Here is a 24,958-nt window from a genome sequence, read left to right as displayed (position 1 = left end):
GTCGCATGCCGAGCTGGTTTCCGACGCTGCGAGATTTACTCGGCAGCGCCTTCTTCTGCGTCTTTAGCAACGCGGGAGGCGTGGATGTTAGCCACTGCCAGGTCGTTACCGTGAGCCAGTGCAACCAGCTCAACGCCTTTCGGCAGTTTCAGGTCAGCCAAGTGAACGATCTGGCCAACTTCAACGGCAGCCATGTCGACTTCGATGAATTCAGGCAGGTCCTTCGGCAGGCAAGAAACTTCTACTTCAGCCAGGACGTGGGAGACTTCGCCGCCTTGCTGCTTAACGCCAACCGAAGTTTCCTGGTTGATGAAGTGCAGGGGAACGATAGCGGTCAGTTTCTGGCCAGCGACAACGCGAACGAAGTCAGCGTGCAGGACAAAGCCTTTGGCTGGATGGCGCTGCAGGGCTTTGATGATTACGTTTTCGTTGCTGCCGGCAACGTTCAGGCTCAGCACGTGGCTGTAGGCTGCTTCGTTTTCCAGCAGTTTGGCGAAATCTTTAGCCAGCAGGCTGATCGATTGTGGGGCTTTGTCGCCGCCGTAAATTACGGCAGGAACCATGGCCACGTTACGACGCAGGCGGCGGCTCGCACCTTTCCCCAGGTCAGAACGCGCTTCAGCATTCAGGGTAAATTCAACAGTCATTTCATTTCTCCAAAATAACCAAACCGTCCGTTACGCTTGCGACCAGCGACGGGACGGTTGGTTGAAAGGCCATGCCGTTAGGGCAGGGCGTGTGCGTTCAGGGCGTATTACGAATTAACGGAACATCGCGCTGATCGATTCTTCATTGCTGATGCGGCGTACTGCTTCAGCGACTACCGGTGCGATGTCCAGTTGGCGAATACGCGAACAGGACTGCGCAGCAGCGGACAGCGGGATGGTGTTCGTCACCACCAGCTCGTCGAGTACAGATTTTTCGATATTTTCGATCGCGCGACCAGACAACACGGCATGCGTTGCATAGGCGAAGACTTTGGATGCGCCATGTTCTTTCAGCGCTTTAGCCGCGTGGCACAGCGTGCCGGCGGTATCTACCATGTCATCGACTAGGATGCAGGTACGGCCTTCAACATCACCGATAATGTGCATCACTTCCGAGTGGTTGGCTTTTTCACGGCGCTTGTCGATGATCGCCAGGTCTACACCCAGAGATTTAGCAACAGCACGTGCACGCACGACGCCGCCGATATCTGGAGAAACGATCATCAGGTTTTCGAAGCGCTGGTCTTCGATATCGTCCACCAGTACAGGCGAACCGTAGATGTTATCTACTGGAATATCGAAGAAGCCTTGGATCTGATCCGCGTGCAGGTCGACGGTAAGAACCCGGTCGATACCTACTACGGTAAGCATGTCAGCCACAACTTTAGCGCTAATAGCCACACGAGCGGAGCGCGGACGGCGATCCTGGCGGGCATAGCCAAAGTAGGGGATAACAGCAGTAATTCGGGTGGCTGATGAGCGGCGGAAGGCATCAGCCATCACGACCAGTTCCATCAGGTTGTCATTGGTTGGCGCGCACGTCGGTTGAATCAGGAAAACGTCTTTACCGCGGACATTTTCGTTGATTTCAATCATGATCTCGCCGTCGGAAAACTTACCGACAGAAGCATCACCGAGGGGAATGTGCAGCTGACGTACGATACGTCGCGCCAGATCGGGGTTAGCGTTCCCCGTAAAGACCATCATCTTGGACACGCGCAGTACCTGCCGGCTGAGGGTATACCTGGATGAGTACAGAAAATGGCAGGGGCGGCTGGATTCGAACCAACGCATGCCAGGATCAAAACCTGGTGCCTTACCGCTTGGCGACGCCCCTACATACAACCCGTTGCTTTTACAACTTACAGCGTAGATTCACTTCTTGACCAATTTTTCCAGCTTTCGGTGCAACATCGAGATGTTACGGCCTTGAGCAACAAAGCTTGGCAAAGTGCCTGGAAGTTGGCGGGCGACTTTATCAGCATCGTCCTCGTTTGGGAAGCTCCCAAACACACAAGCTCCAGTGCCGGTTAATTTTGCTCGAACAAATTTGTTCAACAAAATCAAAGCGTTACGTACTTCTGGGTAACGCTTCTGAACCACCGGCAGGCAGTCGTTATGACCACCCCCCTCAAGAAGGCTGCGAACTTTAATGGGCGGAGTATCCCGTGTCAACTCAGGGTCAGAGAAAATTTCTACAGTACTGACAAGTACTTGCGGAATTGCCACGAGAAACCAGGGCTCGCTGAGGGTCACCGGCTGGAGTTTTTCCCCGACGCCTTCGGCGAATGCTGCATGGCCGCGCACGAATACGGGTACGTCTGCGCCCAGACTGAGGCCCATGTCAGCGAGTTGATCTTCGCTGCATGCCAGTTGCCAGAGATGATTGAGACCGAGCAGAGTGGTGGCGGCATCCGAGCTGCCGCCGCCAATACCACCGCCCATCGGCAAGCGCTTGTCGAGCCAGATGTCGGCGCCCAGGTTACAGCCGCTTTGCTGTTGCAGCAGGCGCGCGGCGCGCACGATCAGGTTGCTGTCGTGGGGCACTCCTTCAATCGGCGTGTGCAGATGAATCTGACCATCCTGGCGCAGGGCAAAACCCAGTTCATCGCCAAAGTCGAGAAACTGAAACAGCGTTTGCAGTTCGTGGTAGCCGTCAGCGCGGCGGCCGAGGATGTGCAGCATCAGGTTAAGTTTGGCCGGTGCCGGCAGAATCAATTCAGCGGCAGCGGGAATCGCCGGGACGCTCATTGACCGAGCTGGCGTGGCTGCCAGTCCTTGATCACCAGGGTGACTTGCAGATCGAAGCCGTTCAGCTTGATGCGTTCTGGCAGCCAGAAGCCGTTCTGCTCTGTGTAACTGAGGTATTCAACATCCCAGCCGTCCTGGCTCAGGTTTGCCAGATGGCTTTGGCTGTCGAGGTTTAAGCGGCTTTTGCTGTCGGGGGAGGGCAGGCCGCGAATCCACCAAAGCAGATGTGAAACGGGCAGGTTAAGGCCGAGTTTGGCTTGTAACAGTTGTTCTGGTGATTCGGCTTGATAGCGGCCTTGGTTGGCCACTTCGAGCAAAACGGCGCCGGGGCGGCCGGTGAGGCGAGCGGCGCCGCGGCCGAGCGGGCCGGACAGGCGGATGTCGTAGTAATCCTGGCGCTGCAACCAGAAGAGGGTGCCGCTACCAGAGTCTTTGGGGGCGCGGATGCCGACTTTACCGTTGATCTGCCAGGCATCCAGGCCGCTGATCTGCTGCTTATGCGCTTGCCAGCTTTGCGCGTTGCCCTGGCCTTCAAGGGCTTCGCGTGAAGTCAGGCCGGCGCAGCCGGCGAGTAATGTAATCAGGCTGAAAACTATCAGGTGGCGCGCAAGCATCAGAGTGTCTCTGCTCCGGTCAGGCGCAACAGTGTGCTGCGCAGGATTTCGCTGTCAGGTTGCTGTTTCAGGGCTTCACGCCAGAGCGTGCGGGCTTCTTGGTGTTTGCCCTGAGCCCACAGTACCTCACCGAGGTGGGCGGCGACTTCATGGTCGGGAAACGCCTGCATGGCTTGGCGTAGCAGACGTTCCGCTTCGTCCAGGTTGCCCATGCGGTAATTTATCCAGCCGAGGCTGTCGAGAATCGCCGGGTCTTGCGGGTTGAGCTGGTGGGCTTGCTCGATCAACTGCTTGGCTTCGGCGTAACGCGTGGTGCGGTCGGCCAGGGTGTAGCCGAGGGCGTTGAGGGCCATGGCGTTATCCGGCTCGCGTTCGAGAATAAAACGCAGGTCTTGCTCCAGCAGGGCCAGGTTGTCGCGTTTTTCCGCCAGCATGGCGCGGGTGTAGAGCAGGTTGAGGTCTTCCGGAAACTGCTCCAGGGCTTGTTCGATCAACTGCCAAGCGTGTTCGGTGTCCTGCTGTTTGGACCAGGCCTCGGTCTCAATCAGGTACAGCTGGATGGCGTAATCAGGTTGGCTGTCACGTGCCTGGCGCAAGCGCTCAGAGGCTTCATCGCCGCGCTGTTGCTGGAATAACAAATCACTTTGCCGAGCCTGGGCTGGCAGATAGTCGTTGCCTGGGCCAACCAAGGCGTACTCGATCAGGGCGCTGGCAGTGTCACCAAGCTCTTCATAGGCGCGGCCCAGGTTGTAATGTGCGGCGTCGACGTGGTTACCGCGCTCGACCAGTTCCTCTAAATAGACAATGGCCTCTTTCCAGGCTTCGGCCTCCAGGCAGACGAGTGCCAGAGAGAAGCGCAGGTCATCATCATTGGGGTTTTCTTGCAGCAGTGAGGAGAACTCGCCTCGGGCATCGTCCAGGCGGTCTTCGGTTACCAGCAGGCGTGCATAGGTTAGGCGCAGGCGCCTGTCATCGGGGTGCAGCTTGATGCCTTTTTCCAGCAATTGCAGTGCGTCAGCGTTGCGTTCCAGGCTTTGCAGCAGGCGCGCATGCAGCAGGATGGAGGCAATCGGGCGGTTTTTGCTCGGTTGTTGCTCAAGCAGCTCCAGGGCTTCCTGGGGGCGCTCATCCTGTTGCAACAGCAGCGCTTTACCAAATTGCAGCTGGCTATTGTCTGGGTACTTTGCCTGCAAGCGATCAAAACTCTGCAGCAGGCCGGCGCGTGTGTCCGGGTCAGTCTCGGCGGCGGACAGGGCAAGGAAGTCGAAGTGGGTGTCACCCTGACGCTGCAGGACCTGTTCCATAAACGTCATGGATTCATCATAGCGACCGGCGCGGGCCAGTTGCACCGCCGCAGCGCGCTGTGCGTCGATATTCTCGGGTGCGGTCTTGGCCCACAGCAGGCTGGTTTCCAAGGCGGATTGCTCGGCTCCCAGGTACTCCGCGATACGGAAACCGCGCTCGGCGACCCCCGCATCCTGAGTGGCATTGGCCTGCTCGACATAGTTTTCCAGCGCAATGTCGAAACGATTGCGCTGGCCCGCCAGTTCGGCAACCAGCAGCGACAGCAGGGTTTCCTGGCTGAAGGCGCGGTACACCTGCGGCTCGGCTTTTGCTGTAGTCACGGCGGGGTCTTCCACGGGTGGCGTGCCATCCGGGGTAGAGGGGGCAAAGGTCTGGCAACCGCTCAAAAAAGCTGCGGCAGTCAGCAAGGCAAAGGATCTATTCATAGGACGAGTATGTGACCAACCTGCGGTTTCGGCATCATGACACAAGCGTTCGGGCAAGCCCATGGGCGGCCATGATCCTGAGTGAGTCGGATAAACCTGGCTATTAGGACAATAGCTAGCAGTGGTTGTTCTCGCTTTGCCGAAGTAGGACAATTGCCGGCTTCCACTCCCAGTCAGCGATCGTGCATGGCCTTTATTGCCCTCGGTATCAACCATAAGACCGCCTCGGTGGATGTCCGCGAACGCGTGGCCTTCACGCCCGAGCAGTTGGTTGAGGCCCTGCGTCTGCTGTGCCACAACACGTCCAGCCGGGAAGCGGCCATTCTCTCGACCTGCAACCGCAGCGAGTTATACCTTGAGCAGGATGACCTGAGCGCTGATGAAGTGCTTGCCTGGTTGGCCAACTATCACCGTTTGAGCCTCGACGAACTGCGTGCCTGTGCCTATATCCATGCCGATGACGAAGCGGTGCGGCATATGATGCGCGTGGCCTCGGGGCTGGACTCGATGGTGCTGGGAGAGCCGCAGATTCTCGGTCAGATGAAGTCAGCGTTTGCTGTGGCCCGTGAAGCCGGCACCCTCGGGCCGCTGCTCGGGCGTTTGTTTCAGGCCACCTTCAGCACCGCCAAAACCGTGCGTACCGATACCGCGATTGGTGAAAACCCCGTGTCGGTGGCGTTTGCCGCGGTGAGTCTGGCCAAGCAGATCTTTACTGACTTGCACCGCAGCCAGGCCCTGCTGATCGGCGCGGGCGAAACCATCAGCCTGGTCGCACGCCACCTGCACGACCAGGGCATCAAGCGCATTGTGGTGGCCAACCGTACGCTTGAGCGGGCCAGCACCCTGGCCGAACAATTTGGCGCGCACGCGGTGCTGCTCTCGGAAATCCCGGACGAGCTGGTCAACAGCGATATCGTCATCAGCTCCACCGCCAGCCAGCTGCCGATTCTCGGTAAGGGCGCGGTCGAGCGGGCGCTGAAGCAGCGCAAGCACAAACCGATTTTCATGGTCGATATCGCCGTGCCGCGCGACATTGAACCCGAGGTTGGCGAGCTGGATGACGTCTACCTGTATACCGTCGATGACCTGCATGAGGTGATCGCGGAAAATCTCAAGAGCCGTCAGGGCGCTGCCGAAGCGGCTGAGGAGCTGGTGAGCGTTGGCGCGCAGGACTTTATGCAGCGCCTGCGTGAACTGGCCGCCGTGGATGTGCTCAAGGCCTATCGCCAGCAAGCCGAGCGTTTGCGTGACGAGGAGCTGAACAAGGCCCTGCGTCTACTCAGCAACGGTACATCGGCCGAGGACGTGCTGGCACAACTGGCCCGTGGCCTGACCAACAAGTTGTTGCATGCCCCCAGCGTGCAACTAAAGAAATTCTCTGCTGACGGCCGCGTTGATGCGCTGGGCGTGGCCCAAGAACTGTTTGCCCTCGAGGAGGGCGTGTCGCCCGGCTCGGCCAAAAATAAAGGTCTGTAATGAAAGCGTCACTGATCAATAAACTCGACCTGTTGCAGGATCGTTTCGAAGAGCTGACCGCGCTGCTCGGTGACGCTGAAGTAATCAGCAATCAGACGCAATTTCGCGCCTACTCCAAGGAGTACGCCGAGATTGAGCCGGTATACCAAGCGTTCAGCGCGTTCCGTAAGGTGCAGAACGATCTTGAGGGCGCCCAGGCGCTGCTCAAAGACAGCGACCCGGACATGCGCGCGATGGCCGAAGAAGAAGTGGCCGAGGCCAAAGAGCAGCTGCTCGAACTGGAAGCCACGCTGCAGCGTATGTTGCTGCCCAAAGACCCCAATGACGGGCGCAACGTGTTCCTCGAAGTACGTGCCGGCACCGGCGGCGATGAGGCAGCGATCTTCTCCGGCGACCTGTTCCGTATGTACTCGCGCTATGCCGAGAAGCAGGGCTGGCGCGTCGAAGTGTTGTCGGCCAGTGAAGGCGAGCACGGCGGTTATAAAGAGGTGATTGCTCGGGTCGAGGGCGATAACGTCTACGGCAAGCTCAAGTTCGAGTCGGGCGCGCACCGCGTGCAGCGCGTGCCAGAAACCGAATCCCAGGGCCGTATTCACACCTCGGCCTGTACCGTTGCCGTATTGCCTGAGCCGGATGAGCAGATGGCCATCGACATCAACCCGGCCGACCTGCGCGTGGACACCTACCGCTCCTCGGGCGCGGGTGGTCAGCACGTGAACACCACGGATTCGGCGATCCGCATCACTCACATCCCCACCGGTACAGTGGTCGAATGTCAGGAAGAGCGCTCGCAGCACAAGAACCGCGCCAAGGCCATGGCCTGGCTGGCGGCTAAGTTGAAAGACCAGCAGGAAGCCGCCGCGCATAAGGAAATTTCTGATTCGCGTAAATTGCTGGTGGGTTCCGGTGACCGCTCCGAGCGCATTCGCACCTACAACTTCCCGCAGGGCCGGGTCACCGATCACCGCATCAACCTGACCCTGTATTCGCTCAACGAAGTGATTGCTGGCGGGGTTGAGGCGATCATTGAGCCGCTGCTGGTTGAATACCAGGCTGATCAGCTGGCGGCACTGGGCGACTGATTCGCGTTTTCTCGTCGCCCGGATGCAAGCCGGGAGCGCCCGTTGAAGCCTGCCCCGGAGTGCATCCGGGCTACGGAATGAATGCCATGGCCACCATCGAACACTTGCTCGCCCACACTGAACTGCCCGACTCGCCAACGCCGCAGCTGGACGCTGAATTATTGCTCGCCCATGCCTTGGGTAAGTCACGCAGCTACCTGCGCACCTGGCCTGAGCGTGAGGTTGAGGCGGCGCAGCTTGAGTGCTACCAGGTTGCGCTTGCACGGCGTCAGGCCGGTGAGCCAGTGGCCTATATCCTCGGCCAGCAGGGCTTCTGGAGCCTGGAGCTTGAGGTTGCTGAGCACACCCTGATTCCGCGTCCGGATACCGAACTGCTGGTGGAAAGCGCCCTCACGTTGCTGCCCGCCACGCAGGCGCGCTTATTGGACCTAGGCACAGGTACGGGGGCCATCGCCCTGGCGTTGGCCAGCGAACGCCCAGCCTGGCAGGTCACTGGTGTCGATCGCATCCCCGAGGCGGTGGCTCTGGCCGAACGCAATCGCGCGCGACTCAAACTGGGGAATGCCAGCTTCGTTGAGAGTCATTGGTTTAGCGCCCTGGCCGGCCAGCGTTTTCAACTGATTGTCAGTAACCCGCCGTATATCGCCGCCGATGATCGTCACTTGGCCGAAGGCGATGTGCGCTTCGAGCCGAGCAGCGCGCTGGTGGCGGGTGCGGATGGTCTGGATGATATTCGCCTGATCATCCAGCAGGCGCCTGGCTATCTTGAGGCGGGTGGTTGGTTGTTGCTGGAGCACGGTTTCGATCAGGCGGCGGCGGTGCGTGAGCTGCTCAGTGCGCGTGGCTTTAGCGCCGTGGAGAGCCGGCGTGACCTGGGCGGCCATGAGCGCATCAGTCTGGGGCGTTTCGATAATGAGTGATGCCATGAATCCGCACGACATGCTGAGTGATGAGGAGCTGCTGCGCTACAGCCGGCAGATTCTCCTGCAACAGATCGATATCGACGGGCAGCTGCGCCTGAAAAACAGCCGCGCGCTGATCGTCGGCCTGGGCGGTTTGGGCTCACCGGTGGCGCTGTATCTGGCGGCGGCCGGCGTCGGTGAATTGCACCTGGCGGATTTCGATACGGTCGACCTGACCAACCTGCAGCGGCAGATCATTCATGACACCGCCAGTATTGGCCAAAGCAAGATCGATTCGGCGAGCCAGCGTCTGCTGGCGCTCAACCCGCAGCTGCGCCTGCAGGCCCATCGTCAGGGGTTGGACAGTGACTCGCTGGCCGCCGCTGTAGCAGCGGTCGATGTGGTGCTGGATTGCTCGGACAACTTCAGCACCCGTGAAGCGGTGAATGCCGCGTGCGTGGCGGCCAAGGTGCCGCTGGTCAGCGGCGCGGCGATTCGCCTGGAAGGTCAGCTCTCGGTGTTCGATCCGCGCCGTGAGGACAGCCCCTGTTACCACTGCATCTACGGCCATGGCAGTGAAGCCGAGTTGACCTGCAGCGAAGCCGGTGTGGCTGGCCCGCTGGTGGGCTTGGTCGGCAGCCTGCAGGCGTTAGAAGCCTTGAAATTACTGGCACCGTTTGGCGAGCCACTGGTCGGTCGCCTGCTATTGATCGATGCGCTGGGCTGTCGTTTCCGTGAGCTGCGGGTCAAGCGTGATCCGGGTTGCAGTGTCTGTGGCAGTGATGCCCAGTAACGCATCAAGAGCCGCGCCTATTGGGGTGTTTGACTCCGGTGTTGGCGGGTTGTCGGTGCTGCGCGAGATTCGCAGCTTATTGCCCAACGAATCGCTGATGTATGTCGCCGACAGCGGCCATGTGCCCTATGGCGAGAAGAGCCCGGAATTTATCCGCGAGCGCTGCCGGGTGCTGGCCGCCTTTCTTCTGTCTCAGGGCGCGAAGGCGCTGGTGCTGGCCTGCAACACTGCCACGGTGGCCGGGGTGGCCGAGTTGCGTGAGTTATACCCGCAGCTGCCGTTGGTGGGCATGGAACCGGCGGTCAAGCCTGCGGCAGCCGCCACGCAAAGTGGCGTGGTGGGCGTGCTGGCCACCACCGGTACGCTGAAAAGCGCCAAGTTCGCCGCCTTGCTCGACCGTTTTGCCAGTGATGTGCGGGTGATTACCCAGCCTTGTCCGGGGTTGGTCGAACGTATCGAAGCCGGTGAGCTGGACGCTGCCGCCACGCGTGAGTTGTTGCAAGGTTATGTCGCGCCGTTATTGGCTGAAGGGTGCGACACGCTGATCCTCGGCTGCACCCATTACCCTTTCATCAAACCGCTTTTGCGCCGCCTGGTTCCTGAGTCGGTCAGTTTGATCGATACGGGGGCGGCTGTAGCGCGCCAGGTGCAGCGGCTGTTGGCCGAGCGTGACCTGCTCGCCACGGGCCCTGCGCAGCCTGCGCAATTTTGGTCGAGTGCCGAACCGCAGGCCATGCAGCACGTGCTGCCCTTGCTGTGGGGTTCAGCGGCCCAGGTGTGTGCACTGCCATAGGTTTTATCAGGGCTGAACTGTTCACGGCCCTAACTATTTCTATACTCTTTGGCAGCGGTTACGCGGTTTTTCGTATCGAATGGAAAAGGATAATAACCATGAGAAAAGTTATCACCCTTGCGGCGCTGGCCGCCTTGGCTTGGGGGCCGGTGAGTGCGGTGCAGGCAATGGACCTGAGTGTGGCCATTGGGCAAAGCGGGGACTCGACCATGACCTATCGCCTGGGGGCGCAGTTTGATTTCCAGCAGAGCTGGTTTGCCAGTGATGTCGGTCGCCTGACCGGTTACTGGGATGGGGCCTACACCTACTGGGAGGGCGACCAAACGGCGAGTAACCACAGCCTGTCGCTGAGCCCGGTATTCGTTTACGAGTTTGCTGGCGAGCGCTTCAAACCCTATGTCGAGGCGGGCATTGGTATTGCTGCATTCAGCAGCACCGAGCTGGAGGACAACGACCTGGGCTCGTCCTTCCAGTTTGAAGACCGCATCGGTTTCGGTGTGCGCTTCGCCGGGCAGGAAGTCGGCGTGCGTGCTCTGCATTACTCGAACGCTGGGCTTAAAAAGCCTAATGATGGGGTTGAGAGTTACACCCTGCATTACCGCATGAGCTTCTAGAGCTCGGGCGCGTTGAAAAAAACCGGATAGCAATCCGGTTTTTTTATCTCAGCAGACGGCGCATTTAGCGGTAGATGCTGGCCATGCCCTTGCGCTCATCCAGGCATTCGGGGGAGGCAGTTTCAAACTCCCGACAGATCAGCGGGCGCACCTCGTAGATGGTGCAGCGCATGGTGTTACGATCCAGCGCGGCGCACCAGCCGTCATCCAGGCGCAGCATGACTTCACCGCCCCAGTCGTCAGTATCGATATAGCGTTTAGGCACACCGGTATCGGTGATCAGCATGACTTCCAGCTGGCAGCAGCAGGCCGCGCAGTTGCTGCAACTGACTGCGGGGGCGTCCAATAATTGGGTGTGCGGAATCTCTTGGCTCATGCCGTGCAGTGTACGCCATCGGCGTTATGGCGACGCCTGCTGCCGACGTAGGGTGGATGATTTTTAGCCACCCAGCGAAGAGCTCTACAAAAATCCTAGGGTTTGCTGGCGCTGCAACCTAAGCGGGCTTGCGGGTTCTTTGAGTTTGCTCATATTGCGCACGGTAGAGCTTGGCGAAGCCGTGCAGCACGGGCATGACCAGGGCCCAGATCGCGCCGATCAGCAACAGGCTCTGCCAGGTGCCATACGGCAAACCAACCCCGGCTATTTGTGCACCGGCGTAATAGGACAAGGGTGCGCCGATGGCCCCTAGCAAACTGCCGCGCCACCAGGGTCGCGCCGTCCAGGCCAGGCAATGATTCAGGGTGGTGGCCATTAGCAGCCACAGGCAGGCTAGCCACAGCGGAATCAAGGTGCGCGGTTCGCCGAAATCAAACACCCCGAGGTTAAGCAGAAAACTATCCAGCGCGCTGCCGGCGATAAACACGCTGACCAACAGCTTGCCTTCGGCTGCCCAACTGCTGGTCCACAGCAGATGCACGGCCACCACGCCTGCGACAATCAGCAACCACAGGCTGTCGCCGCCAAATACGCAGGCGAACCAACCGAGCTGAAACAGCAGGGTGTTGACGATTAACTTAGCCATCTAGATTTCCCAAAAGTGGCGCTGGACGGGCCGCTGGTTTGGCCAGCAGCAGCTGCGCGGTGCCGATGGTGCGCTCGATAAAGCCGCCCTCGCAATAGCACAGGTAAAACTCCCAGAGGCGGAAGAAGTAATCGTCGTAGCCCTGTTGCTCCAGCTTGTGCCGCGCGTGGCGCAGGTTGTCGTGCCAGATGCGCAGAGTGCGTGCGTAGTGCAGGCCGAAGTCTTCCATGTGGTGCAGGTTCATATCGGTCTTGGTGCTGATCACGTCGAGCATCTTGTTCACCGACGGCAGCGCGCCGCCGGGGAAGATATAGCGCTGGATAAAGTCGACGGCGTTTTTCGCCTGTTCATAGCGTTGGTCGCGGATGGTGATGGCTTGTAGCAGCATCAACCCATCAGGCTTGAGCAAGGCCGCACACTGTTCAAAATAGGTGGGCAGAAAACGGTGGCCGACTGCCTCGATCATTTCGATCGATACCAGCTTGTCGTACTGGCCGGAGAGGTCACGGTAATCCTCTAGCAGCAGGGTAATTTGCCCCTGCAGCCCCAGCGTCTTGATGCGTTGCTCGGTGTAGGCGAACTGCTCACGCGACAGCGTGGTGGTGGTGACCTTGCAGCCATAGTGGGTGGCTGCGTAGATCGCCATGCTGCCCCAGCCTGTACCGATTTCCAGCAGGTGATCGCTGGGTTTCAGGGCGAGCTTCTGGCAGATGCGTTCGAGTTTGTTGAGTTGCGCCTGTTCCAGGCTGTCATCGACGCTGCGGAACATGGCCGCCGAGTACATCATGCTCGGGTCGAGGAACAGCTCAAACAGATCATTACCCAGGTCATAGTGGGCGGAGATATTCTTGCGCGAGCCCTTGCGGGTGTTGCGGTTAAGCCAGTGCAATCCCTGGATCAGTGGGCGCCCTAGCTTGGCTAAACCGCCTTCCATCGCATCCAGTACATCGAGGTTGCTGACGAACAGGCGAACCACCGCAGTCAGGTCTGGGGACGTCCAGTAACCATGGATATACGCCTCGCCAGCACCGATCGAGCCATTGCCGGCGACCAGGCCCCAGAGCGCACCATCCTGAACGTGGATCTCGGCGCAGAGGTTGGAATGGGCGTCACCGAACTCCAAGCGTTCTTCACCTTCGATGACCAGCAGTTGGCCATGGCGCAGCTGCTTAAGCTGACGCAGTACCGCCCGGCGCAACAGGCTGGCACCAATGCCGCTGCCGGCGCGCACGGTGTGTTTGGCAGACGCAAGGCTAGAGCTTTTCATGGGGGACGTCCTTTGATGCGGTGCGGGCAACGCGGAAATCACCTTCAGCGGCCCGATGGGTGAACAGGGGGATGCGTTTGAGTAGCAGGCGCAGGGCTTGCCAGTAAATGGCCGCAACGGTCTTGCCGGTCATCCAGGGAAACTGCACCAGGTAGCGGTGCAAGCTGGCCCGGTTCAGCTCCGTGCGTTGCAGGCTGAGACTGGCGTCGAAGATTTTTTCATCCGCCTGCCAGTCGGCCATATGAATACCCAGGCGTTCGCCGGCCGGGCTGAAACTCATGCGGTATTCCAGGTCGCGCGGTAGAAACGGCGAGACGTGAAAGGCCTTGGTTACGGCCACATGCTGATGCCCTGTGCCCTCGGCCGGCACGACATAGTGATAGCGCTCACGGAACGGGGTATTGCTGACCTCACAGAGAATCGCCGCCAAATGGCCGTCGGCCTCATAGCAATAGAAGAAGCTTGCCGGGTTAAAGGCCAGGCCCCAGCTGCGTGGTTGAGTCAGCAAACAAATGTGGCCCAGTGGCGTGCGGCCCAGGGCTTCACTGACCCGTTGGCGCACGGCGTCGATCAGGCGCATGCCGCTGCCGGTGAACTGCGGCAGGTAATCGGTTTCGCGAAAGGCGAAGGCTGAAAAGCGGCCACGGCCGGCCAGCGGAGACAGTGCAAGCACCCGCTCTTGCTCGCTGAGGTCCAGGTAAAGCAGGCCCATGCGGTAGCGGAAGTTATGCAGGCGCGGGCTAAACCGCCGGTGTTGCACCCAGCCGCTGTACAGGGCGCTGTTCATTGCTGCTGGGCTTTTCACTACAGCAACTCACCAAATTCACGGGCCACGCGCAGCGCGCTGACCACGCCGTCTTCGTGGAAGCCATTGGCCCAGTAAGCGCCGCAGAAGTAGCTGTGATTGGCCCCCAGCAGCTCTTCCCAGCGCGCCTGGGCTTGTGTGCCGGCGAGGCTGTATTGCGGGTGCGCGTAGGTGTAGCGGGCGAGGATTTTGCTCGGGTCAATCAAGGCGGTCTGATTCAGGCTTACGCAGAAGGTGGTGTCGCTCTGAAGGCCCTGCAAAATATTCATGTCATAGGTCACGGCTGCGGGCTGATCCACTGGCCCGCCGAGGCGATAGTTCCAGCTGGCCCAGGCCAGTGGCCGTTTCGGCAGTAGGCGCGTGTCGGTGTGCAGCACCACGTCGTTGTCGGCATAAGGCAGTGCGCCGAGGATTTCAGTCTCAATCCGGCTCGGTTGCGCCAATAGCGCCAGGGCCTGGTCGCTGTGACAGGCAAACACCACCTTGTCGAAGCGCTCGCTACCTTGTGCGCTGTGCACGGTTACACCGTCTTCATCACGATCAACCCGAGTGACCGGGCAGTTGAGGCGGATATGCTGCTTGAACGATTCGGTCAGCGGCGCGACATAGCTGCTCGATCCACCCTCGATCACGCACCATTGCGGGCGGTCGCAGACGGAAAGCAAGCCGTGGTTTTTGAAGAAGCGCACGAAGAATTGCAGCGGAAAAGCCAGCATGTCTTGCAGCGACATTGACCAGATCGCCGCGCCCATGGGCACGATGTAATGCTGGATAAAACGCTCGCTGTAGGCATTGGCCTTGAGGTAGTCACCGAGGGTCATGTCGCGGGCAATACGTTGCTGATTCAGGTCGTTCAAGGCTTCGCGGTTAAAACGCAGGATGTCGCGCACCATGCCCCAGAACTTCGGTGAAATCAGGTTGCTGCGCTGGGCGAACAGGCTGTTGAGGCCATGTCCGTTGTATTCCACGCCGCTCACTGGGTCGCTGACCGAGAAGCTCATCTCGGTGTCCTTGAAGCCGACGCCTAGCTGGTTGAGCAGGCGGATAAAGTTCGGGTAGGTCCAGTTGTTAAACACAATAAAGCCGGTGTCCACGGCGTAGGTCTGGCCATCGACCTGCACGTCCACGGTGTGGGTGTGCCCACCAATCCAGTCGCTGGCCTCGAATACCGTAATGTCGTGGCGACGGTTAAGCAGGTAGGCGCTGGTCAAACCGGCAATGCCGCTGCCGATAATGGCGATTTTCATGGATTGTCCTTGGTTTTGGCTTCAGTGCGCGCCAGGCGGGCGCCGATGGCCACTTGCAAACGCATGGGCAGATGGCCCAGCAGCTTGAGAATGGCAATAAAGGGGCCGGGGAAGGCGATTTCATAAGGCTGTGCCGCCAAGCGCTCGGCGATATAGCGGGCGGCTTTATCCACCGGCCAGCGCATGGGCATGGCGAAGTCATTTTTCTGCGTCAGCGGGGTGTCGACAAACCCGGGGCTGACCAGGGTGACGGCAATGTTCTCGGCGCGCAGATCGATACGCAGGGTGTCCATCAGGTAGCGCATGGCGGCTTTCGATGCCCCGTAAGCCTCGGCGCGCGGCAGCGGCATAAAGGTCACCGAGCTGCCCACGCCGACCAGATGCGGATTGTTGCCCAGGCGCAGCAAGGGCAGGGCGGCTTCGATGCAGTAGCTGGCGGTAAACAGATTGGCGCGCATCACCCGCTCGATCATGGCGGCTTCGAAGCTGCTGACCTCAACGTACTCACAGGTGCCGGCATTCAGGATGGCGCAATCCAGGGCGCCCCAGACTTGGGCGATATGCTCGCCAATGGCCTGCACTTGAGTGGCATCACTGAGATCGCCGGCCACCACTAACACCTGCTGCGGGTAGCGCTTGGCCAGCGCCTGCAATGGCTCAAGGCTGCGGGCGCTGAGGGCTAAACGATGACCTTGCTGCAGCAGCTGTTCGGCCAGTGCTGCGCCGATCCCGCTGCTCGCACCGGTTAACCAAATACGGCGTGCGTTCATGCCAACCTCCTTTTCAGCCAGCGAATCGCCGAGCCGAGTAAAGGCAGATGCTCATAGAGCAGGCTGCCGGCGTCGAAGTAGTCACGGTGACGATAGACCTTCTTATCTTGCCACAGCAGGTGCGAGCAGCCTTCCACGCGGATCAGTTGGCCTTTGGCCAGACGCGGATGGCGGTAGCTCATGGTCCAGCGCAGGTAGCCTTCACCTTCACGCGCTTGATCAAAGCCATAGAAGTCAAAGCGCAGCTCGCTGACGTTGGCGTACATCTCGGCGAAGTAGCGCTGCATATTGGCCAGCCCGCGCACTTCATGCAGCGGGTCGCAAAACAGCGCGTCGTCGCTGTAGAGCTGGCCCAGGCGCTCGAGGTTGTCTTTGTTCAGCCCGGCAAAGTCCTGGGCGAACTGGCGTAGAAAGTCGCTCAAGAGGCCTCCTCACCGGCAAAGTGCGGCAGGCTTTTGAAGGCGGCCAGCGCACGCGCGCGACTCTTGCTCAGGTCGACAATCGGCGCGGGGTAGTCGGCAATCCCGAACAACCCGCCCATGGCCGCCGGGTTATGAATATTGGTTTTGTTCAGGCCAACCAGCTCGGGCAACCACTGGCGCAGAAAGCGCCCGTCAGGGTCAAACTTTTGCGACTGGCTGAGCGGGTTGAAGATGCGGAAGTAGGGCGCCGAATCGGTGCCGGTGGAGGAACTCCACTGCCAGCCGCCATTGTTCGCCGCCAAGTCACCGTCGATCAGGTGGCGCATAAAGAAGCGCTCGCCTTCGCGCCAGTCGATCAGCAGATTTTTGGTCAGAAACATCGCCACGATCATCCGCAGACGGTTGTGCATCCAGCCGGTGGCCAGCAGTTGGCGCATCGCCGCATCAATGATTGGCAAGCCGGTACGGCCTTCCTGCCAGGCTTTCAGCTCCTGCGGCGCATCACGCCAGGCTAGCGCTTCGGTATCCGGGCGGAAGGCGCGGTGCATGGATACGCGCGGGTAGCCGACCAGGATGTGTTTGTAGAACTCGCGCCAGAGCAGCTCGTTGATCCAGGTCACTACGCCGATGTTGCCGCTGTCGAACTCGCCCTGATTGGCGGCCAACGCAGCATGTAGGCACTGGCGCGGCGAGATCACCCCGGCGGCGAGGTACGCGGACAGTTGGCTGGTGCCGGGTTTGGCGGGGAAGTCGCGGGCGCTCTGGTAGAAGTCGATCTGCTCTGCGGCGAAATCATCCATGCGCCTGCGCGCCTCGGCCTCACCTGCCGGCCAGAGCTGGCGCAGGGTATCGCTGGGCGTGGCAAACCCGGCGACTTGTTCCGGTACGGTATCGCTGTTGATCGTCAGAGGATCTTGAGCCTTGGGTGTGGCGATCACACTCGGTAAGGCGCTGTGCAACCGCTGATAACAGACCTTACGGAACTGGCTGTAGACCTGGAAATAAGTGCCGGATTTGGTCAGCACGCTGCCGGGCTTGAAGAAGATCTGATCGAGCTGGCTATTGAAGTGGATCCCCAGCGTATCGAGTGCATCGGCCACGCCCTGATCGCGGCGGCTTTCGTGCACGCCGTATTCTTCGTTGACGTGCACCGTGCTGATCTGCAGTTGCTGGCATAACTCGCCGATCACCTGTGGCGCGGCGCTCCAATCGTCGGCCAGGCGAACCAGTAGCGGCACATTGAGTTTGCTCAGCTCGCCCGCCAGGCTTTTCAGGTTACGTAGCCAGAAGTCGACCTTGCTTGGCGCGTCATCGTGCGCCAGCCACTGAGCCGGGCTGATCAGGTACAGCGCCACGGTCGGGCCCTTGCTCATGGCGGCGGCCAGGGCGCTGTTGTCCTGGACCCGTAGGTCGGTGCGGAACCACATCAATTGCAGCATGGAATGTCCCATCAGCTGTGCAGCAGGTTGAGGTCGGTGAGGCTGTGCAGCGCTGCCAATGGATCGCCCGCCAGGCTCAGTTCGGCATTCTGCTGGGTAATGGCCTTTAGTTCGTCCGCGTGGATCTGCACCACTTGGCCGACCAGCAGGCAAGGGCAGTCATAGCCGCCCAGCAGGCGTTGCAGGTGCGTGCTGTTGAGTGCCTGGCTGGAATACAGCAGCACGGCACGCGGCTGAATATGTTCGACCGCCAGGGCTAATTCGGGCGGTGGCAGCGGCCAGTCAAAGACCTCGACGGCAACCCCCGCATTACTCACCAGCCAGGCGGTCAGCCACAGACCGGGTGCCATGGGCAGGTCAGAAACGTTGATCAACAACAGCGGCGCGCCATTGTGCTGGCGGTTGTTGTGGTAGAGGCGCGCACCGAGCTTGCTGCGCAGCCAGGAATAGAAAAACACTCGCTCGGCCTGCGCTCCAAACTGGTTGCGCCAGCGCAGCTCAAGCTCCTCAAACAGCGGCAGCAGCAGTTGTTCGCACAGCGTGTTGGGTGGGTAAAGCGCCAGCTCGCTGTTGAAACAGTCGTCCAAGCGGCGCTCGTTGAGGTTGCAAATGGCTTCCTGCAACTGCTGGCGCTTTGCTTCCCACTGCGAGCTGGCTTCGGCAAAGGCTGGCTGGTTACTGCGTAGCAGGCCCTTGACCTGGCTGACCGAAACGCCGCGGTTGAGCCAGGTCAGGATCGCCTGAATGTGCGCGACATGTTCATCCGAATACAGGCGATGACCTTTGGGCGTACGGTGCGGCACGATCAGGCCGTAACGGCGTTCCCAGGCGCGCAGGGTGACCGCGTTGACGCCGGTGATGCGCGCGACATCGCGGATCGGCATAAAACCCTGGGCGATGGCTGCCTGGTAGTCGTCGGCGCTCGCCTCAGGGTGGCTCGACTCAAGACTCATAGGGCGTTACGCAAGCTGAGGTTTTCCGGGTGCGGCTGCAGGTAAACCTGTTGCGCGATGTAGGTGTCAGGGTGGCGGCGGAAGTGGTGCTTGAGCAGGGTCATGGGCACCACCAGCGGCACCACACCGTGACGGTACTGGCCGATCAGTTGCTGCATTTCCTGCTTGTCTTCGCTGCTCAGGGCTTGCTTGAGGTAGCCGCTGATGTGCTGTAGCACGTTGCTGTGGCTGCGGCGGGTGGCGCAGCTTTTAAGCGCGCTCATCAGCTCGCTGAAATAGCGTGGGGCCAACTCATTGAGGTCGTGCTGGCCGAGGTTGCCGAGCATGCGCCCGAGTAGCTTGTATTGCTGCGGGTTAGTGGCCATCAGCAGGTATTTGTAGCGCGAGTGGAAGGCAATCAAGCTTTGGCGGCTCAAGCCATCGCGCAGCAGTTGTTGCCATTCGGAGTAGGCGAACACGCGGGTGATGAAGTTCTCGCGCAGGACCGGGTCGTTGAGGCGGCCGTCTTCTTCTACAGGCAGGTTGGGGTGACGGGCGCAGAACGCCTCGGCGAAGATGCCGCGGCCTGGTTCACTGGGACGGCCGTTGTCTTGGTAAACCTTGACCCGGTGCAGGCCGCAGGACGGGGACTGCTGCATAAAGATGTAGCCGCAGATATCAGTCAGTTCAGTCGCCATGCGCTCGCCGTATGCGGTCAACGGTGCGGTGACATCCACCTCGCGGTTAACGGTACCCACCGCGCGCGGCGCTTGCGCGTCACCGACCAGACGGATCGGCTCACGGGGGATGCTCATGCCAATCCCTACTTCGGGGCACACGGGGGCGAAATCAAAGTATTCACTGAGTGTGCGGCTACACAGGCGCGATTCCTTGTGCCCGCCGTTATAGCGAACCTCGGAGCCCAGTAAGCAGGCACTGATGCCCAGTTTGGGTTTGCCGGTGATGGTTTCTGGTGAGCGCATGGGCAACCTCCTATGACGACTTGTACAGATCCTGGTGGATGTACAACTTGGGTTCATCATAGGACTATAATTGTACAAGTCAATAAATTTGTACAACTACGGTATGGTTTTGTGTGGCTGTTACTTCCAGCCCATGCGCCACTGCTCGGAGTTTTCCAGCACGCGCCAGTCAAGACGCTGGCAGCGCTGATTGAGTACGGCCTGCAGTTCGATCTGCAGCACCGTGCCTTCCTCGTCACAGAACAGTTCGGTGACGAGGAAATGCTTCTCGCGGTTCTGCGGCTGTGTGGCGGTCCACTTCGACAGCAGCAGCTTGCGCGGGTTAAGCCGGTGTTTGGCCGGCGTACTGCGTGCTTGAGGGGTCATTGCAGGTGCTCGAGCAGTCGTCGCGCGGCTTCTTGGCCGCTGAGCCAGGCGCCTTCAACACGGCCAGACAGGCACCAGTCGCCGCAGGCGTAAATGCCCAGGTCGGAATCGGCCAGTACCCCCCATTGATGCGCGCTAGCGGGGCGCGCGTAGAGCCAGCGATGTGCCAGGCTGAGCGCGGGGGCGGGGACGGCGCAACCAATCAGTTCTGCAAACGCCCCAAGCAGGTGTTCAGTCACCGCTTCTTTGGGCATGTCCAAGTGTTGCTTGGTCCACTGGCTGGTGGCGTGCAGCACCCAGGTGTCGAGTTGTGTGTCGCGTCCGGGCTTGCTGCGGTTGCGGGCCAGCCAGTCGAGCGGGCTGTCCTGCACAAAGCAGCCTTCAACCCGGGTCTCCAGCGCGGTGGGGAATGCCAATGCGACCGCCCAGGTTGGGTCCATGGGCACGCTGGCGGCCGCGCCTGCGAGTTTCGGTACGCTCGACAGCAGGGGGCTGGCTTGTGGGGCCGGGGTGGCGACGATGACGTGGCTAAATGGGCCGTGACTATTGCCGTCGGCGTCCTGCAGGTGCCAATGCTGCTCGCCGCGAAACACTTCGGTGATGCGGCAGGAGAAGTTCACCGGCAGGGCACCGAGCATGGCGCGGGTAATCGCACTCATGCGTGGGCTGCCGACCCAGCGCACCTGCTCATCCGGCGAGGCAGTGAGCTGGCCGTTATTGAAGTTGTAGAGACTTGGGGTCCATTCGGCGACCCAACCGCGGGCTTGCCATTGCTGCACCACGTCGACGAAGCGGCGGTCGCGGGCGGTGAAGTACTGTGCGCCCAGGTCCAGTGCGCCGGCATCGCTGCGTTTACTGGACATGCGCCCGCCACTGCCGCGGCTCTTGTCGAACAGTTGCACCGGGTGGCCGGCGGCATGCAGTGCCTGTGCGGCAGACAGCCCGGCAATGCCGGTGCCGATAATGGCGATCGGGAGAAGAGTGGTCATGGTCTACCTCATGTGTTCAAGCGTTAGGCTACGCTTTAGACAAAAGCTATACAATATTGTTTTTGTGTATAAGCTAGTCCGGTATATGTCCGGTCTTTTCTATAGTTAAGACAACCTGTGGCCGGATTAAAGCCACAGCAGCGCATAAATCCGCCAAGAGCGGTCATTTATGCAAAGGCGATGCAACGGCCATGCGAGGGAACAACTGATGCACATACTTCTGACGGGTGGTACGGGTTTAATCGGCCGTGCGCTGTGCCGGTATTGGTTGCAGCAAGGCCACCAGCTGACGGTGTGGAGCCGTCGTCCCGAGCAGGTAAAAGCCCTGTGTGGTGAGGCCGTGCGCGGTATTGCTCGGCTCGAAGAATTGGCCGAAGAACCGCTGGATGCCGTGGTCAATCTGGCGGGCGCGCCAATTGCCGATCGTCCCTGGACACGTAAGCGCAAAGCCCTGTTGTGGGCCAGCCGGATTGGCCTGACCGAACAACTGCTGGCCTGGCTGCAAAGCCGTGAGCAAAAGCCGGGCGTGTTGCTGTCCGGTTCGGCAGTGGGCTGGTATGGCGACGGCGGCGAGCGCGAGCTGCATGAAGATTCGCCGCCGGTCAGCGAAGACTTTGCCGCGCAACTGTGCGGCGCCTGGGAAGAAACTGCCCGGCGTGCCGAGACCCTGGGCATGCGTGTGGTGCTGCTGCGCACCGGGTTGGTATTGGCCCGTGACGGTGGTTTTCTCAAGCGTCTGTTATTACCGTTCAAGCTCGGCTTGGGCGGCCCGCTGGGCGATGGTCGGCAGTGGATGCCGTGGATTCACATTGACGATCAAATCGCCCTGATTGATTTTCTCCTGCAGCAGCAGGAGGCCAGCGGTCCTTATAATGCCTGCGCGCCGACGCCTGAGCGTAACCGCGCCTTCAGTCAGGCGCTGGGCCGTGAGCTGCATCGGCCGGCCTTTATCCCGGCCCCGGCGTTTGTCCTGCGCCTGGCGTTGGGCGAACTGGCAGAGTTGCTGTTAGGCGGCCAGCGCGCCTTGCCGACGCGCCTGCAGGACCAAGGATTTAGTTTTCGTTTCACTCATTTGGATGTGGCACTGGCGGATTTGCTGGGCCAGCCTAACTAGGATTACGCATGACCGATCACGCCTTGTTACTGGTGAATCTGGGTTCACCTGCCTCCACCTCCGTGGCTGACGTGCGCAGCTACCTCAACCAGTTCCTTATGGACCCCTATGTGATTGATGTGCCCTGGCCGCTGCGCCGGCTGATCGTTTCACTGATTCTGATCAACCGTCCCAAGGCCTCGGCGCATGCCTATGCCTCGATCTGGTGGGAAGACGGCTCGCCCCTGGTGGTGTTGAGTAAGCGCTTGCAACAGGCGATGAAAACATCCTGGACGCACGGCCCGGTTGAGTTGGCCATGCGCTACGGTGAGCCGTCACTGCAAACCGTGCTGACCCGCCTGGCCACTCAGGGCATCAAGCAGGTCACCTTGGCGCCGCTGTACCCGCAGTTTGCCGACAGCACCACCACCACAGTGATTAAAGAAGCCAAGCGGGTGGTGCGTGAGCAGCAGCTGCCAATACGCTTCTCCATCCTGCCGCCGTTCTATGATCAGCCTGAATATCTGGATGCTCTGGTCGACAGTGCCAAGCCCTATCTGGAGCAGGATTTCGACCATTTGCTGCTGAGCTTTCACGGCTTGCCGGAGCGGCACTTGCACAAGCTGGACGCCACGGGCCATTGCTTGAAGGGCGATGATTGCTGCCGTACGGCCTCACCCGAGGTGCTGGCCAATTGTTACCGCGCGCAGTGCCTGCGTAGCGCCGAGCTGTTTGCCCAGCGCATGGGGCTAAAACCTGAGCAGTGGTCGGTGTCGTTCCAATCGCGCTTGGGCCGTGCCAAGTGGATTGAACCCTACACCGAGGCGCGCCTCGATGAGCTGGCTGCGAAGGGGGTGAAGAAGCTGCTGGTGATGTGCCCGGCCTTCGTCGCCGACTGCATCGAGACCCTGGAAGAAATTGGCGACCGTGGCCGCGAACAGTTTGTCGAGGCGGGCGGCGAGAGCCTGCAGCTGGTGCCGTGCCTGAATGATCACCCAAGCTGGGTTGCAGCGTTGAAAACCCTGAGTGAACGCGCTCCATTGATGCTCTAACTGAATGTGGCGCGGCTGTCATTCGCTCGAAGGGATGCCGCGCATTCGTCTGATTGATAACACCTAAGGGCGATACTCATCGCCCTGTATCTCGGCCTAAGCTGGCAGTTCTTTCAACCGTCGTGCACCGCACCAGCGGTGCCGAGGAGACTGCCAGTGCCCAACAACAATAACGGCTATCCCTCTTCCACCCGTGCCTGGGTGACTGTCGCCATCCTGATGGTGGCGTATGTGCTGTCCTTTATCGATCGGCAGATTCTCAACCTGTTGGTCGGCCCGATTCGCCGCGATTTGATGATCAGTGACACGCAGATGAGCCTGCTGATGGGCTTGTCATTTGCGCTGTTCTATACCGTCTGCGGGATTCCACTGGGCCGTCTGGCTGACACCAAAAGCCGTCGCGGGTTGATTGCCATTGGCGTGCTGTTCTGGAGTGCGGCCACCGCGGCCTGCGGCATGGCCAAGCTGTACTGGCAGTTTCTGATCTGCCGCATTGGTGTGGGTGTGGGCGAGGCCGCGTTGTCGCCAGCGGCCTATTCGCTGATTGCCGACAGTTTCCCAGCCGAGCGCCGTGCCACAGCCATCAGCGTGTATTCGATGGGGGTTTACCTCGGCTCCGGTATCGCGTTTCTGCTCGGCGGCCTGGTGATCAAATTTGCCTCGGCCCAGGGCGATGTGATGCTGCCGGTACTCGGCGAGGTGCGCCCATGGCAGCTGATTTTCCTGATTCTCGGCGCGGCGGGTGTGCTGTTCACCTTGCTTATGTTGGCGGTCAAGGAGCCGGCGCGGCGCGGTGTTGGTGCAGGGGTGGCGGTGCCGCTGGCGGACGTTGGCCGTTATATCCGTGCGAACCGGCGCACCGTGCTGTGCCATAACTTCGGTTTTGCCGGCCTGGCGTTTGCTGGCTATGGCAGTGCCGCCTGGGTGCCGACTTTCTTTATTCGCACCTATGGCTGGGATGCCGGTCAGGTGGGCATCGTCTACGGCAGCATTGTCGCGGTGTTTGGTTGCCTGGGCATCGTCTTCGGTGGTCGCCTAGCGGATTGGATGGTCAAGCGTGGCAGCAGTGACGCCAACATGCGCGTCGGCCTGTATGCCGCGTTGGGTGCCGTGCCCTGTGTGCTGACCTTCCCACTGATGGACAGTGCGCTGTGGGCCGCGGTGCTGATGGCACCGACGGTGTTCTTCCTGAGCATGCCGTTTGGCGTGGCCCCGGCGGCCATTCAGGAGATCATGCCTAACTCAATGCGCGGCCAGGCTTCGGCGATCTACCTGTTTGTGATCACCCTGATCGGCCTGGGCATAGGCCCGACGGCGGTGGCGTTGGTCACCGACTATGTATTTGCCGATGACAACGCCCTGCGTTACTCGCTGCTGATCGTTACCGCTTTTGCGGTGTTCAGCTCCATTGTGCTGTTGAGCATGGGCCTCAAGCCCTACCGCGAAAGTTTGGTGCGCTTGCAGGGCTGGTCGGCCAATCCTGCTTAGAGCCTGTTACGATCTGCTGCGCGTCGGCCCTGCTGCGTTAAAAACCGGCTGGTGCCCCCGCCCGGTCGGAAGCCGCTTGCGGCAACGCGCTTTAGCGCGACCCGAAGGGCGAGTGAAGCGAGTAATGCTCATGTACAAAAGTACACTCGCGTGCGAGCCCAGTCCGCTTCCTCGCCGGTTTGACCAGCCGAAGGCTGTTACTGGCGTAGCGCCTTGCATTGCTCTAGCTCGCGAGATCGTAAACAAGCTCTAGATAGTTAGTTGATCGGGTAGGAGGCGGCCTCACGGCCGCCGTCCTCCCACACCACCGTGCGTACGGTTCCGTACACGGCGGTTCAGGC

At 60.3% G+C, this 24,958-nt stretch carries 26 protein-coding genes and 1 tRNA gene; 9 read left to right on the top strand and 18 right to left on the bottom strand.

Translation table 11 applies throughout. The features are described from left to right. Positions 1 to 35 precede the first annotated feature (35 nt). From N1078_RS12235 to N1078_RS12210, 6 genes are all read right to left on the bottom strand, one after another. Complete coding sequence (locus N1078_RS12235; protein ID WP_274088455.1) at positions 36 to 647, bottom strand: 50S ribosomal protein L25/general stress protein Ctc; 612 nt, start codon at positions 645 to 647, stop codon at positions 36 to 38. Positions 648 to 761: 114 nt separating this feature from the next. Continuing rightward, complete coding sequence (locus N1078_RS12230; RefSeq protein ID WP_090251437.1) at positions 762 to 1,703, bottom strand: ribose-phosphate pyrophosphokinase; 942 nt, start codon at positions 1,701 to 1,703, stop codon at positions 762 to 764. 46 nt (positions 1,704 to 1,749) lie between these two features. After that, a tRNA-Gln gene (locus N1078_RS12225) sits at positions 1,750 to 1,824 on the bottom strand. A gap of 38 nt (positions 1,825 to 1,862) precedes the next feature. Beyond that, positions 1,863 to 2,738 carry a 4-(cytidine 5'-diphospho)-2-C-methyl-D-erythritol kinase gene (gene ispE, locus N1078_RS12220; protein ID WP_274088454.1) on the bottom strand — a complete coding sequence of 292 codons (876 nt, stop codon included), beginning with the start codon at positions 2,736 to 2,738 and terminating at the stop codon, positions 1,863 to 1,865. Beyond that, complete coding sequence (gene lolB, locus N1078_RS12215) at positions 2,735 to 3,352, bottom strand: lipoprotein insertase outer membrane protein LolB (protein WP_274088453.1); 618 nt, start codon at positions 3,350 to 3,352, stop codon at positions 2,735 to 2,737. Before lolB ends, ispE begins: the two co-directional genes overlap by 4 nt. Continuing rightward, positions 3,352 to 5,082, bottom strand: a complete 1,731-nt coding sequence (locus tag N1078_RS12210; RefSeq protein ID WP_274088452.1) for a tetratricopeptide repeat protein — start codon at positions 5,080 to 5,082, stop codon at positions 3,352 to 3,354. Before N1078_RS12210 ends, lolB begins: the two co-directional genes overlap by 1 nt. A gap of 186 nt (positions 5,083 to 5,268) precedes the next feature. On the opposite strand from N1078_RS12210, the gene hemA reads away from it, so the two are divergent. The 6 genes from hemA (at position 5,269) to N1078_RS12180 (ending at position 10,742) form a co-directional block, all read left to right on the top strand. Further along, positions 5,269 to 6,558 (top strand): glutamyl-tRNA reductase, encoded by a 1,290-nt coding sequence (gene hemA, locus N1078_RS12205; RefSeq protein ID WP_274088451.1) that lies wholly within the window; start codon positions 5,269 to 5,271, stop codon positions 6,556 to 6,558. Beyond that, positions 6,558 to 7,640: a peptide chain release factor 1 gene (prfA, locus tag N1078_RS12200; RefSeq protein ID WP_274088450.1), complete on the top strand. Its 1,083-nt coding sequence runs from the start codon at positions 6,558 to 6,560 to the stop codon at positions 7,638 to 7,640. Before hemA ends, prfA begins: the two co-directional genes overlap by 1 nt. A gap of 86 nt (positions 7,641 to 7,726) precedes the next feature. Further along, a complete protein-coding gene (gene prmC / locus N1078_RS12195; protein ID WP_274088449.1) occupies positions 7,727 to 8,560 on the top strand; it encodes a peptide chain release factor N(5)-glutamine methyltransferase in 834 nt (277 codons plus the stop codon). 19 nt (positions 8,561 to 8,579) lie between these two features. Beyond that, entirely contained in the window at positions 8,580 to 9,335 is a 756-nt protein-coding gene (locus N1078_RS12190; protein ID WP_274088501.1) for a molybdopterin-synthase adenylyltransferase MoeB, read from the top strand. After that, on the top strand, positions 9,325 to 10,128 hold the full coding sequence (murI, locus tag N1078_RS12185; protein WP_274088448.1) for a glutamate racemase: 804 nt from the start codon (positions 9,325 to 9,327) through the stop codon (positions 10,126 to 10,128). Before N1078_RS12190 ends, murI begins: the two co-directional genes overlap by 11 nt. Positions 10,129 to 10,226: 98 nt before the next feature. Beyond that, the gene (locus N1078_RS12180) at positions 10,227 to 10,742 is read left to right on the top strand and encodes an acyloxyacyl hydrolase (RefSeq protein ID WP_274088447.1); all 516 of its coding nucleotides are present in this window, start codon (positions 10,227 to 10,229) and stop codon (positions 10,740 to 10,742) included. A gap of 64 nt (positions 10,743 to 10,806) precedes the next feature. Here the strand turns inward: N1078_RS12180 and N1078_RS12175 are convergent, their stop codons facing one another. From N1078_RS12175 to N1078_RS12120, 12 genes are all read right to left on the bottom strand, one after another. Further along, positions 10,807 to 11,118 carry a YkgJ family cysteine cluster protein gene (locus tag N1078_RS12175; protein WP_274088446.1) on the bottom strand — a complete coding sequence of 104 codons (312 nt, stop codon included), beginning with the start codon at positions 11,116 to 11,118 and terminating at the stop codon, positions 10,807 to 10,809. A gap of 118 nt (positions 11,119 to 11,236) precedes the next feature. Next, on the bottom strand, positions 11,237 to 11,764 hold the full coding sequence (locus N1078_RS12170) for a DUF2878 domain-containing protein (RefSeq protein WP_274088445.1): 528 nt from the start codon (positions 11,762 to 11,764) through the stop codon (positions 11,237 to 11,239). Beyond that, positions 11,757 to 13,031, bottom strand: coding sequence for an SAM-dependent methyltransferase (locus N1078_RS12165; RefSeq protein WP_274088444.1), 1,275 nt, complete (start codon positions 13,029 to 13,031; stop codon positions 11,757 to 11,759). The genes N1078_RS12170 and N1078_RS12165 overlap by 8 nt, the downstream gene beginning before the upstream one ends. Beyond that, on the bottom strand, positions 13,018 to 13,818 hold the full coding sequence (locus N1078_RS12160; RefSeq protein ID WP_274088443.1) for a DUF1365 domain-containing protein: 801 nt from the start codon (positions 13,816 to 13,818) through the stop codon (positions 13,018 to 13,020). The genes N1078_RS12165 and N1078_RS12160 overlap by 14 nt, the downstream gene beginning before the upstream one ends. 17 nt (positions 13,819 to 13,835) lie before the next feature. Beyond that, the gene (locus N1078_RS12155) at positions 13,836 to 15,083 is read right to left on the bottom strand and encodes an NAD(P)/FAD-dependent oxidoreductase (protein WP_274088442.1); all 1,248 of its coding nucleotides are present in this window, start codon (positions 15,081 to 15,083) and stop codon (positions 13,836 to 13,838) included. Beyond that, positions 15,080 to 15,853: an SDR family NAD(P)-dependent oxidoreductase gene (locus tag N1078_RS12150; RefSeq protein ID WP_274088441.1), complete on the bottom strand. Its 774-nt coding sequence runs from the start codon at positions 15,851 to 15,853 to the stop codon at positions 15,080 to 15,082. The genes N1078_RS12155 and N1078_RS12150 overlap by 4 nt, the downstream gene beginning before the upstream one ends. Then, positions 15,850 to 16,275 (bottom strand): nuclear transport factor 2 family protein, encoded by a 426-nt coding sequence (locus N1078_RS12145; protein ID WP_274088440.1) that lies wholly within the window; start codon positions 16,273 to 16,275, stop codon positions 15,850 to 15,852. The genes N1078_RS12150 and N1078_RS12145 overlap by 4 nt, the downstream gene beginning before the upstream one ends. Further along, a complete protein-coding gene (gene phrB / locus N1078_RS12140; RefSeq protein ID WP_274088500.1) occupies positions 16,272 to 17,711 on the bottom strand; it encodes a deoxyribodipyrimidine photo-lyase in 1,440 nt (479 codons plus the stop codon). The genes N1078_RS12145 and phrB overlap by 4 nt, the downstream gene beginning before the upstream one ends. 14 nt (positions 17,712 to 17,725) lie before the next feature. Then, positions 17,726 to 18,667, bottom strand: coding sequence for a MerR family transcriptional regulator (locus tag N1078_RS12135; protein WP_274088439.1), 942 nt, complete (start codon positions 18,665 to 18,667; stop codon positions 17,726 to 17,728). Further along, positions 18,664 to 19,629, bottom strand: a complete 966-nt coding sequence (locus N1078_RS12130) for a YbgA family protein (protein WP_274088438.1) — start codon at positions 19,627 to 19,629, stop codon at positions 18,664 to 18,666. The genes N1078_RS12135 and N1078_RS12130 overlap by 4 nt, the downstream gene beginning before the upstream one ends. A 120-nt stretch (positions 19,630 to 19,749) precedes the next feature. Further along, on the bottom strand, positions 19,750 to 19,995 hold the full coding sequence (locus N1078_RS12125) for a TIGR02450 family Trp-rich protein (RefSeq protein ID WP_274088437.1): 246 nt from the start codon (positions 19,993 to 19,995) through the stop codon (positions 19,750 to 19,752). Further along, positions 19,992 to 20,984 (bottom strand): NAD(P)/FAD-dependent oxidoreductase, encoded by a 993-nt coding sequence (locus tag N1078_RS12120; protein WP_274088436.1) that lies wholly within the window; start codon positions 20,982 to 20,984, stop codon positions 19,992 to 19,994. Before N1078_RS12120 ends, N1078_RS12125 begins: the two co-directional genes overlap by 4 nt. Positions 20,985 to 21,192: 208 nt before the next feature. Between N1078_RS12120 and N1078_RS12115 the strand changes: the two genes are divergently transcribed. The 3 genes from N1078_RS12115 (at position 21,193) to N1078_RS12105 (ending at position 24,617) form a co-directional block, all read left to right on the top strand. Next, positions 21,193 to 22,098 (top strand): TIGR01777 family oxidoreductase, encoded by a 906-nt coding sequence (locus tag N1078_RS12115; RefSeq protein ID WP_274088435.1) that lies wholly within the window; start codon positions 21,193 to 21,195, stop codon positions 22,096 to 22,098. 8 nt (positions 22,099 to 22,106) lie between these two features. Beyond that, positions 22,107 to 23,129, top strand: a complete 1,023-nt coding sequence (gene hemH / locus N1078_RS12110) for a ferrochelatase (protein ID WP_274088434.1) — start codon at positions 22,107 to 22,109, stop codon at positions 23,127 to 23,129. Between the two features lie 156 nt (positions 23,130 to 23,285). Further along, on the top strand, positions 23,286 to 24,617 hold the full coding sequence (locus tag N1078_RS12105) for a spinster family MFS transporter (protein ID WP_274088433.1): 1,332 nt from the start codon (positions 23,286 to 23,288) through the stop codon (positions 24,615 to 24,617). The last annotated feature ends 341 nt before the right edge of the window (positions 24,618 to 24,958 follow it).

Source organism: Pseudomonas sp. MIL19 (assembly GCF_028680365.1).
Taxonomy (GTDB): domain Bacteria; phylum Pseudomonadota; class Gammaproteobacteria; order Pseudomonadales; family Pseudomonadaceae; genus Aquipseudomonas; species Aquipseudomonas spirodelae.
The sequence above is the reverse complement of the archived record's forward strand: the minus strand, read 5'-3'. Positions and strand labels throughout refer to the sequence as shown.

What these genes read in the sequence shown, in the direction of transcription:
- N1078_RS12125 (WP_274088437.1), bottom strand. Translation starts at nt 19,995, where the DNA reads ATGACCCCTCAAGCACGCAGTACGCCGGCCAAACACCGGCTTAACCCG.
- hemA (WP_274088451.1), top strand. Translation starts at nt 5,269, where the DNA reads ATGGCCTTTATTGCCCTCGGTATCAACCATAAGACCGCCTCGGTGGAT.
- N1078_RS12170 (WP_274088445.1), bottom strand. Translation starts at nt 11,764, where the DNA reads ATGGCTAAGTTAATCGTCAACACCCTGCTGTTTCAGCTCGGTTGGTTC.
- ispE (WP_274088454.1), bottom strand. Translation starts at nt 2,738, where the DNA reads ATGAGCGTCCCGGCGATTCCCGCTGCCGCTGAATTGATTCTGCCGGCA.
- prfA (WP_274088450.1), top strand. Translation starts at nt 6,558, where the DNA reads ATGAAAGCGTCACTGATCAATAAACTCGACCTGTTGCAGGATCGTTTC.
- N1078_RS12120 (WP_274088436.1), bottom strand. Translation starts at nt 20,984, where the DNA reads ATGACCACTCTTCTCCCGATCGCCATTATCGGCACCGGCATTGCCGGG.
- N1078_RS12130 (WP_274088438.1), bottom strand. Translation starts at nt 19,629, where the DNA reads ATGCGCTCACCAGAAACCATCACCGGCAAACCCAAACTGGGCATCAGT.
- prmC (WP_274088449.1), top strand. Translation starts at nt 7,727, where the DNA reads ATGGCCACCATCGAACACTTGCTCGCCCACACTGAACTGCCCGACTCG.
- N1078_RS12115 (WP_274088435.1), top strand. Translation starts at nt 21,193, where the DNA reads ATGCACATACTTCTGACGGGTGGTACGGGTTTAATCGGCCGTGCGCTG.
- N1078_RS12165 (WP_274088444.1), bottom strand. Translation starts at nt 13,031, where the DNA reads ATGAAAAGCTCTAGCCTTGCGTCTGCCAAACACACCGTGCGCGCCGGC.
- N1078_RS12155 (WP_274088442.1), bottom strand. Translation starts at nt 15,083, where the DNA reads ATGAAAATCGCCATTATCGGCAGCGGCATTGCCGGTTTGACCAGCGCC.
- N1078_RS12175 (WP_274088446.1), bottom strand. Translation starts at nt 11,118, where the DNA reads ATGAGCCAAGAGATTCCGCACACCCAATTATTGGACGCCCCCGCAGTC.
- murI (WP_274088448.1), top strand. Translation starts at nt 9,325, where the DNA reads ATGCCCAGTAACGCATCAAGAGCCGCGCCTATTGGGGTGTTTGACTCC.
- N1078_RS12235 (WP_274088455.1), bottom strand. Translation starts at nt 647, where the DNA reads ATGACTGTTGAATTTACCCTGAATGCTGAAGCGCGTTCTGACCTGGGG.
- N1078_RS12160 (WP_274088443.1), bottom strand. Translation starts at nt 13,818, where the DNA reads ATGAACAGCGCCCTGTACAGCGGCTGGGTGCAACACCGGCGGTTTAGC.
- N1078_RS12180 (WP_274088447.1), top strand. Translation starts at nt 10,227, where the DNA reads ATGAGAAAAGTTATCACCCTTGCGGCGCTGGCCGCCTTGGCTTGGGGG.
- N1078_RS12135 (WP_274088439.1), bottom strand. Translation starts at nt 18,667, where the DNA reads ATGAGTCTTGAGTCGAGCCACCCTGAGGCGAGCGCCGACGACTACCAG.
- N1078_RS12190 (WP_274088501.1), top strand. Translation starts at nt 8,580, where the DNA reads ATGCTGAGTGATGAGGAGCTGCTGCGCTACAGCCGGCAGATTCTCCTG.
- N1078_RS12150 (WP_274088441.1), bottom strand. Translation starts at nt 15,853, where the DNA reads ATGAACGCACGCCGTATTTGGTTAACCGGTGCGAGCAGCGGGATCGGC.
- lolB (WP_274088453.1), bottom strand. Translation starts at nt 3,352, where the DNA reads ATGCTTGCGCGCCACCTGATAGTTTTCAGCCTGATTACATTACTCGCC.
- hemH (WP_274088434.1), top strand. Translation starts at nt 22,107, where the DNA reads ATGACCGATCACGCCTTGTTACTGGTGAATCTGGGTTCACCTGCCTCC.
- N1078_RS12210 (WP_274088452.1), bottom strand. Translation starts at nt 5,082, where the DNA reads ATGAATAGATCCTTTGCCTTGCTGACTGCCGCAGCTTTTTTGAGCGGT.